This window comes from Alicyclobacillus sp. CIJ1 (assembly GCF_057538885.1).
Genome location: NZ_BAAJPH010000143.1, coordinates 282,853 through 295,602, shown reverse-complemented (window position 1 = coordinate 295,602; position 12,750 = coordinate 282,853). Strand labels below are relative to the sequence as shown.

The 12,750-nt window shown below is 62.5% G+C and carries 9 protein-coding genes, 3 tRNA genes and 1 riboswitch; all 12 genes read right to left on the bottom strand.

What is annotated here, in order from left to right:
• On the bottom strand, positions 1–890 hold an 890-nt coding region (locus AC27E8_RS14515), incomplete at its 3' end, for an IS256 family transposase (RefSeq protein WP_487111510.1).
• 246 nt (positions 891–1,136) lie between these two features.
• Positions 1,137–2,771: a GmrSD restriction endonuclease domain-containing protein gene (locus AC27E8_RS14510; protein ID WP_487099967.1), complete on the bottom strand. Its 1,635-nt coding sequence runs from the start codon at positions 2,769–2,771 to the stop codon at positions 1,137–1,139.
• A 218-nt stretch (positions 2,772–2,989) separates the two neighbouring features.
• Positions 2,990–3,064, bottom strand: a tRNA-Thr gene (locus AC27E8_RS14505).
• 3 nt (positions 3,065–3,067) lie between these two features.
• Positions 3,068–3,144 (bottom strand) — tRNA-Met (locus AC27E8_RS14500).
• A gap of 9 nt (positions 3,145–3,153) precedes the next feature.
• Positions 3,154–3,245 (bottom strand) — tRNA-Ser (locus AC27E8_RS14495).
• A gap of 341 nt (positions 3,246–3,586) precedes the next feature.
• Positions 3,587–4,714: an HAD family hydrolase gene (locus tag AC27E8_RS14490; RefSeq protein ID WP_487099966.1), complete on the bottom strand. Its 1,128-nt coding sequence runs from the start codon at positions 4,712–4,714 to the stop codon at positions 3,587–3,589.
• A gap of 15 nt (positions 4,715–4,729) precedes the next feature.
• Positions 4,730–5,806 carry a 3-phosphoserine/phosphohydroxythreonine transaminase gene (gene serC / locus AC27E8_RS14485; protein WP_487099965.1) on the bottom strand — a complete coding sequence of 359 codons (1,077 nt, stop codon included), beginning with the start codon at positions 5,804–5,806 and terminating at the stop codon, positions 4,730–4,732.
• 60 nt (positions 5,807–5,866) lie between these two features.
• Positions 5,867–7,456, bottom strand: coding sequence for a phosphoglycerate dehydrogenase (gene serA / locus AC27E8_RS14480; RefSeq protein ID WP_487099964.1), 1,590 nt, complete (start codon positions 7,454–7,456; stop codon positions 5,867–5,869).
• A 63-nt stretch (positions 7,457–7,519) separates the two neighbouring features.
• A riboswitch (ZMP/ZTP riboswitch) is annotated at positions 7,520–7,601 on the bottom strand.
• A gap of 37 nt (positions 7,602–7,638) precedes the next feature.
• Complete coding sequence (locus AC27E8_RS14475) at positions 7,639–8,874, bottom strand: aspartate kinase (protein WP_487099963.1); 1,236 nt, start codon at positions 8,872–8,874, stop codon at positions 7,639–7,641.
• Positions 8,875–8,985: 111 nt separating this feature from the next.
• Positions 8,986–10,365 (bottom strand): argininosuccinate lyase, encoded by a 1,380-nt coding sequence (gene argH, locus AC27E8_RS14470; RefSeq protein WP_487099962.1) that lies wholly within the window; start codon positions 10,363–10,365, stop codon positions 8,986–8,988.
• Positions 10,362–11,624, bottom strand: a complete 1,263-nt coding sequence (locus tag AC27E8_RS14465; RefSeq protein ID WP_487099961.1) for an argininosuccinate synthase — start codon at positions 11,622–11,624, stop codon at positions 10,362–10,364. Before AC27E8_RS14465 ends, argH begins: the two co-directional genes overlap by 4 nt.
• A complete protein-coding gene (argF, locus tag AC27E8_RS14460; RefSeq protein WP_041695076.1) occupies positions 11,624–12,691 on the bottom strand; it encodes an ornithine carbamoyltransferase in 1,068 nt (355 codons plus the stop codon). The genes AC27E8_RS14465 and argF overlap by 1 nt, the downstream gene beginning before the upstream one ends.
• Positions 12,692–12,750: the final 59 nt, after the last annotated feature.

Genomic DNA, 12,750 nt, shown 5'->3' with positions numbered 1-12,750 from the left:
GCCACGACGCGCCGGAGTTGCTTGCGAGCCGCCTCCTGGGACGATTGGGCAAAGATCGTCCGCAGGATGGATGCGACCATCGCCTGCTCTTTCTTCGGCACCTGACTCAGCACGTTGCGCAGTGCGTGCACTTTGCATCGTTTCCAGGTTGCACCTGTGAGCACCTCGGCAATCGCTTGGCGCAAACCCGCGTGTGCGTCGCTAACGACCAGCCGTACGCCCCGCAGTCCGCGGGCTTTCAGGCTTCGGAGAAAATCCGTCCAAAACGCGCCGTCCTCGCTCGTGCCGACGTCAAACCCAAGCACTTCTCGCTCACCGGTGTCCGTGACCCCAATTGCAATCACCAAGGCCATGCTCTGCACGCGACCGCCTTCCCGAACCTTCGGGAAGGTAGCGTCGAGCCACACGTACGGATACTCATGTTCCAGCGGCCGTTCTTTGAACTGTTGCACGGCTTCGTCCATCTGCTGACACAGACGGGAAACTTCACTTTTGCTGATGCCCTCCAGTCCCAGAGCTCGCACGAGGTCGTCGACCTTGCGCGTGCTCACGCCCTTCACGTAAGCCTCCTGGATGACAGCCGCCAACGCTTGCTCCGCTCGTCTCCTGGGCTCGAGTAGCGAGGGGAAGAAGCTGCCTTGGCGAAGCTTCGGGATCTTCAGTTCCACGGTTCCCAGGCGCGTATCCCACGTGCGCGAGCGCGAACCGTTTCGTTGCGTGATGCGGCTCTCTGTGCGTTCATAACGCTCAGCACCGATTTTCTCCGTCGCCTCCGCATCGATCATGAATTGGGCGATCAGTTGCATGAGCTCACGTAACACGTCGATGTGATCTTCATCTTGCATCTTGCGAATCCATTCCAAAACTCCGAAGCTATTGAGCAAAGCCATCGTTGCGTGCCTCCTACTTTTGGTGTTGGGTCACACTTCGAGTAGACACGCACGGTGGCTTTCTCGTCAATTCGGGCCGACCGATTTTACACCACCACTTGAGACTTTAACAATGTCTCAATCAAAGGTACCAATCTTCGGCCTACTCGTAGGTCACGCATGGCGCGGAGCCCCCACATTCCTCCCGCGCCTCACGCGCCACGCTGTGTATATTTGCGTGTCGGCGTTCTGCACTTCTATTTTGCGTTAAACAATTTGACCCCGAAGCTCGGCGAAAAACGCATTTGCAGCCTCTGCCAAGCGCTCCGCGCGTCTCACGAGCCAATCCTCATACTCATCGACACTGCGCTCCATCACGTCCTCGTCAATGAACTGAGATCTCAGCTTTTCCACTGAGATCCGATAGCGTGATATGTAGTCCATCGGCGACTTGGCGCTGATGCGTATATTGATCTTCGGCCCGATGACCGCAATATTCGCCAGTGCGTCGATTCTGTCCTCCGGAATTTTACCCTCCAAAAATTTTCTCGGAAATATGTGATGCCACTGCGGCCGAAAATCCGCCAGTGCTTCGATCCCGTCGAATCCAAGCCGATGGTCGCGATCGTCCCAATCTAGCGCATTCTGATGGTAAACCAGAAGGTAAAGGAGAAAGCGTCCGAACTGCGCTTCGCGGTAGTTCCGCAAGAAGTCCTCGGCAGTCACTGGCAGTTGATGATCGAACCTGCTTAACAGCTTGACGACCGCTTCCTCCATCGATTTCGACTGTGTAACGTCGCGCACGTCCTCGGATAAGTTAGCTGTGCTCGATCCGCTGTACCGCCCGAAGCGCGAAGCCTGAAGAAACCAGTATAGTGCCAGATTGAAGGGACCGTCTGGGAATTTGTCGAGTAACGCCACCATGGTGACGAGCGCAGCCTCGGTTGGCAGAGGCATACTGCTCAATATCCCATATTGCCGAAAGTGGGCGATGAGTTCGGGCCACGCCCGTTTCGTTCGCTCCCACGCGGGACGGATGTAAGCCGGATTCCAAAAATCATCGTCGATTTCTTTAAACCGGACTTTTTGAATTCCGACAGCTGTCACACATCGAAACAACAGATTTGGACTGATGGCAAATCCCGATTCCTTCAGAGTATTCAAGTAAGGCAAAAAATATTCGCGAACCCACCCCGGCATACGCGCAGATACCACGCCCAAGTAAATATCGGCTTCCGTCACCCGAGTTCCCTTACTGTTGAGACGCGAGAAAATGTCCACTACATCCTCCAGTTCATGGTCCACCGTAATGGTCACCACATCCGCATCTCGTATCTTACGCACTCGGTCCAGCCGCGCGTAAATCTCCATGGTATCCATGTGTTTGCATAGACCTTGCTGTTTCACCTCTGTCGCAAGCCGTCGGAGCTTCTCTTCGTCACTGTCCTTCTTGGGATCAAGATTGAGCAACTCTCGCACCGGAATATATCTTGGTACTTTGGTTCTTCTTACGACGGCGTCAGCAACCAGGAAATACGGCGGATCCTTGGCCTCGATGTCGAAACGGATATCGTATTTGTTTAGAATTCGGTTCCACTCCTCGCTATCCGCCCACCAGTATGGTTTGCGGCCGAACAAAATGCACAGCGCTGTTGTACGCTGCTGTCCATCTACGACCCATTGGGACGGAGATCTCGCATCCATCGCGCGTTGAGGTTCACCGCCGCCACGACTATCCCACAGAAGAAAGCTTCCAATGGGATAATTCAACCACAACGACTCAGCCAAATCTTTTACTTGTCCTGCCCTCCACACAAAACCGCGTTGAAACTCTGGAATACTCCAGTGGTGATTGACAGCGCGATGCACAATTTCATGCAGCTTAACAGCCTCGTACGACATGATCATGTACTCCTCTCCGAGCAGTCCGCTCGTCGCAACGAAACGGAATCGCCGAATAGCTATACAACTCAATCTTATTAGAAATATTTCCGACGCGATCTACAAGTCCGTCGATGCTTTTGCGTTACCGCGTCGTTCTTCATCGGCCGACATTAACGAAACGAGGCCCCGATCACCTCGGAGCCTCGTTCATTTTCCGCGCCGTTACGCGGATTTTCTGGAGCCACCTGTCGGATTCGAACCGACGACCTGCTCATTACGAGTGAGCTGCTCTACCCCTGAGCCAAGGTGGCACGTGGTAGCGGCGGAGGGATTCGAACCCCCGACAGCACGGGTATGAACCGTGTGCTCTGACCAACTGAGCTACGCCGCCACAATTGCATGGCGGAGAGAGTGGGATTCGAACCCACGAGGCGGCGTTGACCGCCTACACGATTTCCAATCGTGCTCCTTCGACCACTCGGACATCTCTCCGCATTTCATTCGATGGAGCCAAGCGACGATTGTTATCATAGCAGCATTCTGCCGACTCTGCAAGCACAAAATTTCTCATTTGGGATGTCGATCGCAGGCGAATTGGAACGTCGACTGCAGGCCCAAATCCGCGCCTGCTCGCGCCGCTCATCGCGCCCACTGGGCCTACTCTCGCGCGGCGCGCCCGCGCCGAAGCGCCCCCGCCAGCGCCACAAGCCCAGGACGTCCCCTGGGCCTCCATATCGTCGCCCCGCAAGCGAACTGCCCAGACGGAGCCGACGAGGCGCGGGCAGCAAGGCGCCTCTCGGCGCCCGCCCCCTTCCCCTCCCTCGCCACCTCGGTCACTCCACGGGCGCGAGGCTCAGGACCTGGCGAAGGTCCAGCACGTGGTTCAGAATGAAGTCAGCCCCAAGCCGCTCGAACTTCGGCCTCGCCGCCTGACCCTCGAGGCCCGTCAGGACGGCGGCAAACGACGCGCCGAGCCTGTCCGCCGCGAGCTTGTCGGCAATGGAGTCGCCCACCACGAGCACCTCGCCGCGGATGCCCTGGATGGGAAGCTCCACCGTAAGGAGTTTCTCGACGTCCGCTTCGCCCATGAGCGAGCGCAGGTACGAAAACGGGTGCGGCTTCGACAGCGGCCGGGCGTGCGGCGCCCGCTCCTCCGCCGCCACCACGTCCGAGGCGTTCGTGACGCGCGCCGGATCGAAATACGACAGCCAGCCGAAGTGCTCAAGCGGCACGCGCGTCTCAATCTCCGGCCGGCCGGTCGCAATCCCCAACGTCACGCCCGCCGCCTTGAGATCCGCGAGCAGCGCGGCGAACGCGGCCGGATCGACAATCGGGTACTCGCTCGTGAGAAAGCCCGCCTTGCCCGTGGTCTTGCCGGTGTACGCATCGCCGAGATACCACTCCTGGAACGTCGCCTGCCCGACCTGCCAGAGCGCGTGCGCGTCGGCCTCAGGCGCGTACCGGGCGAGCGCCGCCCGCGCCCGCTCCATCAAATCCGACCGCGACGAAGCCCCTTCGTACAGCGCGTCGTATCCCTTCCAGGCGATCACGTACCCGGGCAGCGCTTCCCGCAGCATCTCCCCGATGGCGCGAAGCGAGGCCTCCGAAAAGCCCTCCCGGAGAACGGACCGGGCGCGATCGACCACCTCCGCGGACGCCTCCCGCGCGCGCTCGAGCGCCGCGACCCACTCCGCCACGAACACGAAGTACACCATGTCCCAGTTGGCATTCACGCCGATGTTCTTCAGGCCCTCGAGCACCACGTCGTCGCGGAACACGTCGCGGCGGATGGCGCGGATGGCGTCCTCGGCAGGCGCCGGGGAGAAGGCCGGCGATACGGAGGACAGGCCGAGGAAGCGTGGGCTCGTCAAGAGTTCGTGCACGGTGAGCGCCGACGCGTCAAAATAACGCTCCTCGCTCAGCATGACGCCGTCCACATCGAACAAAATCGTCCTGAACATCCCGTCCTCCTCGCTTCAATGCCGGCGTGCAAAGTCGTCCATGAACTGCGCGAGCCGCTCCGCGGCCTCGATGGGCACCGCGTTGTACAGCGACACGCGGCAGCCCCCCACGCTCCGATGGCCTTTCAGGCCCACAAACCCCTTCTCCGCGGCCTCGTTCAAGAACGCGCGCTCCAACTCCTCGCTCGGGAGCCGGAACGTCACGTTCATCTGCGATCTCGCCCGCTTCTCGGCGTGGCCGAGGTACAGGTGCGGATGACCATCGATGGCCTCGTACACGAGCGCTGCCTTCTTCCGGTTGCGCTCCGCCACGGCCGCGAGTCCGCCCATCTCTTCCACCCACGCGAGCACCCGCTCCATCACGTAGATGGCAAACGTGGGCGGCGTGTTGTAGAGCGAGTTCGACTTCACGTGCGTGCTGTAGCGCAACATCGCGGGCAGATCCGAGTTGGCCTCCGCCAAAAACGCGTCCTTCGCGATCACGACGGTGACCCCCGACGGCCCAAGATTCTTCTGCGCGCCCGCGTAGATGAGCGCAAAATCCGACACCTCAATCGGCCGCGAGAGGATGTCGCTCGACATGTCCGCCACGAGCGGCGAGGCGGTCTTCGGCAGCGCGGGCCACTGCGTGCCGTAGATGGTGTTGTTCGACGTGATGTGTACGTAGCGAAACGAGCCGTCGTCCTCCGGGATGGACTCGGGGACGTCCCGATAGCCGCCCTTCGTGGCCCAGTCGTTCACGGCAATCTCGCCGAATCGCACCGCCTCGTCCCGCGCCTTCTCCGACCACGCGCCGGTCAGCACGTACAGGGCGCGATGGCCTGCGCGCAAAAAGTTCATCGGGATCATGGCGAACTGCAGGCTCGCGCCGCCCTGTAGAAAGAGCACGCGGTAATCGTCGGGAATACCGAGCAGCCGTCGAAGCCGCGCCTGCGCCTCGTTGTGAATGGCCTCGTACTCCTTGCTGCGGTGGCTCATCTCCATGACGCTCATGCCCGCGCCCCGGAAGTCGATGAGCTCCTCGCGCACCTGCTCCAACACCTCGAGCGGCAGCGCCGCCGGGCCCGGATTGAAGTTGTCCACCCGCCTCACGGTCTCCACTCCTTCAGCAGATCTCTCTCAAGGGCGCGGATGTGCGCCTGCGCCCGCCTGTCACAGTTCGATGGCCCTGACCAGCCGAATGCCGGGATGCTTCGCGATTTCGTCGATCACGTCCTGGGGGACGCGCTTGTCGACCGACAGGAGCATCACCGCTTCTCCGCCCGTCTCCCGCCGGCCCACCTGCATGCCCGCGATGTTGATGTCGCGATCGCCAAGCAGCGTGCCGATGCGGCCGATCATGCCGGGACGGTCCTCGTGCCGCGTGTAAATGAGAATGCCTTCGATGGGCGTGTCAATGGGATACCCGTCGAGCTCGACAATACGCGGCCCATACTCCCCGAGGACCGTGCCCGTGACGCGGTGGGTGCCGTTGTCCGTCGCGACCGAGATCTCCACCTCGTTCGTGTACACCCGGCCGCGCGACTCGCGCACCTCCTGCACGCGCAGTCCCGCGTCTTCCGCGTACCGCAGCGCGTTGACGTAGTTGACCTCGCCGTCGTACTGGAAGCTGAAGAAGCCTTTCAACACGGTGCGGGTGAGGTAACCGCCGTCCGGATCGGAAGCGTCGCCGGCGTAGCGCACGGTCATGCTCGAGGGCGCGCCCTGCGCGAGCTGCGCCGCAAAAAGTCCCAGTTGCTCCGCGAGGGCGAGGTACGGTGCGAGCCGCTCCTTCTGGCGCTGGCTCAAGCTCGGCAGGTTCACCGCGTGCTCGAAGGTGTCGTCGCGAAGCACCTGCACGATTTCCTCCGCCACCTGAATCGCCACGTTCTCCTGCGCCTCCACCGTCGACGCGCCGAGGTGCGGCGTCAACACGACGTTCGGGCAGCGGCGAAGCGGGTGATCCATCGGCAGCGGCTCCTCCTCAAACACGTCGATGGCCGCGCCCGCCACGCGCCCGGTTTCAAGCGCCTCCGCGAGCGCCATCTCGTCGATGATGCCGCCGCGCGCGCAGTTGATGATCCGCACGCCCTCCTTCATCTGGGCGATCCGGCCTGCATCAATCATGTGGTGCGTCTCTTTCGTGAGCGGCGTGTGCACGGTGATGAAGTCGGCCTCGCGAATGGCGGTGTCGAGATCCGTCCTCTTGACGCCGAGGCTCTGTGCGCGCTCCTCCGTGAGGAACGGATCATACCCGAGGACGGTCATGCCGAACGCCTTCGCGCGCTTCGCGACCTCGGTGCCAATGCGGCCCATGCCGAGCACGGCCAGCGTCTTGCCGCGAAGCTCGACGCCAATCCACTTCTTGCGGTTCCAGTTGCCCTGGAGGAGATCCCGATGGGCCGCGGGGATGTGCCGCGCAAGGCTGATCATCATCGCGAAGGTGTGCTCCGCCGCCGCAATGGTGTTGCCGTCTGGGGCGTTGATGACCAGGATGCCACGGCGCGTGGCCGCCTCGAGGTCGATGTTGTCGACGCCGACGCCCGCGCGGCCGATGACCTTGAGCTTTTTCGCACGCTCGATCACGTCCCCCGTCACGCGCGTCTGCGAACGCACCACGAGGGCGTCCGCGTCGGCAATGGCCTCCTTCAGCTCGTCCGGTGTGAGGTTCGTCCTGACGACGACCTCCGCGCCCTCGAGGCCGGAGAGGATGTCGATGCCCGCCTGGGAGATGTCGTCCGTCACCAAGATCTTGGTCGCCATGTTCTCTCTCACCACTCCATAAGTACAATGAACGGCCCCTAGTCACTCCGCGCGAGACGCGCGTACAAGTGCCCAGGCGGCCGGCTCTTCCACTGTCGCACTCCCCCGTGGTCACCCACGTCATCCGCCAGTCATGCGACAGCTTCTCTATCATCTTGGCTCACAGTTCTGACTATAAAAAACTATCGCGCATGGGTCAAGGGCGTCACGGCTTCCGCCTCGATAAACGCCCGGTGCAGCGCCTGCACCGCCACCTCGACCAAGTCGGCCGGAATCACGCACGACACCTTGATCTCCGAGGTGGTCACCATGTGAATCGGCACCTTGGCATCGCGAAGCGCCACAAACATCTGCGCCGCGACGCCCGGGTTCGAGATCATGCCCGCGCCCACGATGGACACCTTCGCGAGCGGCGACTCCTTCTCGATTCGCTTAAAGCCAATCTTGGGCTGCAACTCCGCCACAATCTGCTCCGCCTTGTCGAGATCGCTCTCGTGCACCGTGAACGACACGTCCACCGCCTGCTCGTCCACCACGCTCTGGACAATCACGTCCACGTTCACGCCGCGATCGGCCAGCGCCGAGAAGATGGCCGCAAGCGCGTGTTCCTCGACGGGCACGCCGACGACGGCGATGCGCGCCACCTGGCGTTCAAACGCGATGCCGGTGACCACCCGGCGGCCTTCCAACTGATTCTCCGCCACGACTTCCGTCCCATCCCTTTCCGTAAAACTGGACCTCACGACGAGCTTCACGCCGAAGTGCTTGGCGTTTTCCACGGCGCGCGGGTGCAGCACCTGGGCACCGAGGTTGGCCAGCTCGAGCATCTCGTCGTACGAGATGGCCGCGAGCTTTTGCGCGGTCTTCACGACGCGCGGGTCCGTCGTGTACACGCCTTCGACGTCGGTGTAGATCTCGCAGAGATCCGCGCCGAGCGCTGCCGCGATGGCCACGGCCGAGGTGTCCGATCCGCCGCGCCCGAGCGTCGTGACCTCGCCGTCCGCAATGCCCTGAAATCCCGTCACCACCGGCACGACGCCCTGCGCCAGAAGCGCCCTCAGCGCCGCCGTGTCGATTCTCGCCACGCGGGCGTTGCCGTGCACCGGCTCGGTGGCAATCCCGGCCTGCCAACCTGTGAGCGACTTCGCCGGCACGCCGAGCGAGATGAGCCGCATGGCCAAAAGCGCCGCTGACACCTGCTCCCCTGTCGCGAGGAGCTGATCCATCTCCCGAGCATCCGGCCTGTCCACGATAGCTCCGGCGAGATCGACCAACTCGTCGGTGGTGTGGCCCATAGCGGAGACCACCACCACCACGTCGTGCCCCTCGGCGCGGGTCCGGGCGATGCGGTCCGCCACGACCCGGATCCGCTCCGTCGATCCCACGGACGTGCCGCCATATTTCTGTACGACGAGCACCTTCTCCACTCCTTATCTCCATGATGGCGCCATTTCGTCTATCTTACCTGATCTCTGAGCCAGGGCGGAAGCCGGGGCGCGGCTGCGAGCGCCACGAGGGCCAAGACGCCCTCAGCCTTGCCCTTCGACGGCCTCCTTGGCGAGCGCGAGCTGCAGCCGCACCGCAGACGGCGCAGTGCCGCCGCGCGACTGGCGCGCCTCCACGACGCGCGCGATATCGAGCGCCTCGTACGCGTCCTCGTCAATCAAAGGCGATCTCGCCCGCATCTCTTCGAGGGACAATCCCGCCAGATTCGTCCCCTTCGCGAGCGCGTCCGACACGAGCCGGCCGACCACCTCGTGGGCCTCCCGGAACGGAAGCCCCTTGCGCACCAAGTAGTCGGCGAGATCGGTCGCGTTCGAGAAATCGCGCGCGAACGCGTGCTGAAGCCTTTCTCGGCGCACCTTCATCGTCTCGACCGTGCCCGCCATGAGTTCGAGCGCCGGCACTACCGTGTCGACCGCGTCGAAGGCGCCTTCCTTGTCTTCCTGCAGGTCCTTGTTGTACGCAAGCGGCAAGCCCTTCAGCACGGTCAGGAGGCCCATGAGGTGCCCGTACACACGGCCCGTCTTCCCGCGCACCAACTCCGGCACGTCCGGGTTTTTCTTCTGCGGCATGATGCTCGAACCCGTCGCGTAGGCATCCGAAAGTTCAATCCAGCCAAACTCCTCGCTCGACCAGAGCACCATCTCCTCCGCGAGGCGGGACAGGTGCGTCATGAGCGTGGCGCAGTTGAAGAGGAGGCCCAGCAGATAGTCCCGATCCGAGACCGCATCCATCGAGTTTTCGTAGAGCCGCGTAAAGCCCAGCTCTTCCGCAACCATCTCCCGGTCGATGGGAAACGTCGTGCCCGCGAGCGCCGCGGCGCCAAGGGGCATCATGTCGATCTCGTCCTTCAGCGCCAGCAGTCGCCGCTCATCGCGCACCAGCATCCACACGTACGCCAGGAGGTGATGGGCGAAGAGCACGGGCTGGGCCCGCTGCAGGTGCGTGAATCCAGGCACAATCACGTCCAAATGGCGTTCGGCTGAGCTCAAAAGCGCGCGCTCGAGGCGCTTGACCCCCGCCAAAAGCTCGTCCACCGCGTCGCGGGCCCACAGGTGCATGTCGAGCGCCACCTGATCGTTCCGGCTCCGCGCCGTGTGAAGCTTCTTCGCGACGTCGCCAATGCGCTCCGTGAGCAGCCGTTCGACATTCATGTGCACGTCCTCATCCTCGAGGCGAAACTCGAGCTTGCCCGCCTCGTAGTCCGCGAGCAGCGATTCGAGCCCGTCGATGATGGCGCGCGCCTCATGCGGCGCGAGGATGCCGGTCTGGCCGAGCATCCTCGCGTGCGCGATGGAACCGCGGATATCGTAGGGCAATAGGCGCTTGTCGAACGAGATGGACGCCGTGTACTCGAGCACAAGCTGGTTCGTGTCTTCGCTGAAGCGTCCGCCCCAAAGCTTCATGCCTTGGCCTCCACCTCGTCGCCGAGCACGGAGTAGGCGTCGTCGCCCAGGTTCGTCGGCTTTTCCTCGCCCGCATGCAGCGTGGCGTACACCGTCGTCGGCAGCCCGTACAGGCGGATGAACCCGACCGCCGCGCCGTGATCGAACTTGTCGCCCGTCTCGTACGTGGCGAGATCGTGCCGGTAGAGCGAATACGGCGACTTGCGGCCCGTCGCCTGCGCGTGGCCCTTGTACAGCTTCACGCGCACATCGCCCGTCACGTATTTTTGCGTCTCGTCGATGAACGCGTCGAAGGCCGCTTTGAGCGGCGAGTACCAGAGCCCGTTGTAGATGAGCTTCGCGTACTCGAGCTCGAGCCCCATCTTGTACTGCAGCACTTCCCGGGTCAGCGTGAGGTGCTCCAGCTCCTGGTGCGCCATGATGAGCACCTTGCCCGCGGGCGACTCGTACACCTCGCGCGACTTGATGCCGACGAGCCGGTTTTCGACGTGATCGATCCGGCCGACGCCGTGCCGCCCGGCGATCTCGTTCACCCGGTGAATCAGGTCGACGAGCGGAAGCGGCTCGCCGTTTAAGGCCACCGGCTTGCCCTGCTCGAATGAGATCACGATTTCCTCGGGCTCGTCAGGCGCCTTTTCCGGCGAGACGGTCCACAAAAACGCGCCCTCCGGCGCCTCCTGCCACGGATCTTCGAGCACGCCGCACTCAATCGCGCGGCCCCAGAGGTTCGCGTCGATGCTGTAGGGATTGTCGAGATCGACCGGGATGGGGACGCCGCGCTCCTTCGCATAGCGGATTTCCTCGTCCCGCGTGAATCCCCATTCGCGCACCGGCGCAATCACCTTCAGGTTCGGATTCAGCGCGTGGATGGACACCTCGAATCGGACCTGATCGTTCCCCTTGCCCGTGCAGCCGTGCGCAACCGCCACCGCGCCTTCGCGTTCGGCCACCTCCACGAGCAGCTTCGAAATCAGAGGGCGCGACAAGGCCGAGGCGAGCGGGTACTTGCCCTCGTATAGGGCGTTTGCCTTGAGCGCCGGCAGAATGAAGGACTCCGCAAACTGCGCCTTCGCATCAATTTTGTACGATTTGATTGCGCCCACCTGAATGGCCTTCGCCTGCGTGGCGTCCAGATCTTTGCCTTCGCCGACGTCCACGCACATCGCAATCACGTCATAGCCGTAGTGATCCCGAATCCATGGGATGGAGACCGAGGTATCCAGTCCGCCCGAGTAGGCGAGCACGAGCTTTTCTGCCATCACATATCCTCCCCAAACGCGCTGGCATCCGCCATGGTGGCGGCGAGCACCGCCTTCTGCGCGTGTAGCCGATTTTCCGCCTGATCAAAGATGATGGAGTGCGGCCCGTCGATCACGTCCGGCGACACTTCCTCGCCGCGGTGCGCGGGCAGACAGTGCATGAACACATAGTCCGGTTTCGCGAGGGCGCATAGCTTCTCGTTCACCTGATACCCCTCGAAGTGCTTCAGACGCTCTTCCGCTTCTTCCTCATCGCCCATCGACACCCAGGTGTCGGTGTATACCACGTCCGCGCCCTCGATGGCCCGCTCCGGATCCGTCGTGACGAGCACCTCCGTCCCCTGCTGGACGGCGTGCAACTTCGCCTCTTCGACGACCCACTGCATGGGCTGATAGCCTGGGGGCGTCGCCACGCGGATGTTCATGCCGAGCTTCGGCGCGAGCTGCAGCCAGGAATGAGCGAGGTTGTTGCCGTCTCCGATGAACGCCACCGTAATGCCTTCGAGCCGCCCCTTGTGCTCGAGGATGGTCAGCGCGTCCGCGAGCAGCTGGCACGGATGGAATTCATCAGTCAATCCATTAATCACAGGAATATCCGCGTACTTGGCGAACTCCTCGACGTCCTGCTGGCGGAACGTCCGGATCATCACGCCGTCCAGGTAACGCGACATCACCCGCGCCGTGTCGGAGATCGGCTCGCCGCGCCCGGTCTGCAGCATGTTCCCGGGCAGGAACAGGGCGTGGCCTCCGAGCTGCAACATGCCGACCTCAAACGAGATCCGGGTTCGCGTCGACGATTTATCGAAGATCATGCCGAGCGTTTTGCCGGCGAGAAGCGTGTGCGTGAACCGCGACTTTTGCGCTTCTTTCAGCAACTCGGCGAGATGCACGAGATTGCGCAAATCGTCACCGGACAGATCGCTGAAATGAAGCAGGTCCTTGCCCGCCATGACGCGATGGCAGGACCAGAGCGCATTCTGCAGCCGAACCGACAGGTAGTTGGAACCCAGCGGCACGACAGTCGACGATCCGCGTCCAAGGGCGTTCTTCATATCCCACACTGCCACAGCCGAAACTCCTCTCCGCTCTTTCGCGAGCGATGTATTTCTGTGCATCCGTGTACCGT

Excerpts from the sequence above, each read along its gene's own strand:
- AC27E8_RS14510 (WP_487099967.1), bottom strand. The coding sequence starts at position 2,771 with ATGTCGTACGAGGCTGTTAAGCTGCATGAAATTGTGCATCGCGCTGTC.
- AC27E8_RS14490 (WP_487099966.1), bottom strand. The coding sequence starts at position 4,714 with ATGTTCAGGACGATTTTGTTCGATGTGGACGGCGTCATGCTGAGCGAG.
- serA (WP_487099964.1), bottom strand. The coding sequence starts at position 7,456 with ATGGCGACCAAGATCTTGGTGACGGACGACATCTCCCAGGCGGGCATC.
- argH (WP_487099962.1), bottom strand. The coding sequence starts at position 10,365 with ATGAAGCTTTGGGGCGGACGCTTCAGCGAAGACACGAACCAGCTTGTG.
- AC27E8_RS14465 (WP_487099961.1), bottom strand. The coding sequence starts at position 11,624 with ATGGCAGAAAAGCTCGTGCTCGCCTACTCGGGCGGACTGGATACCTCG.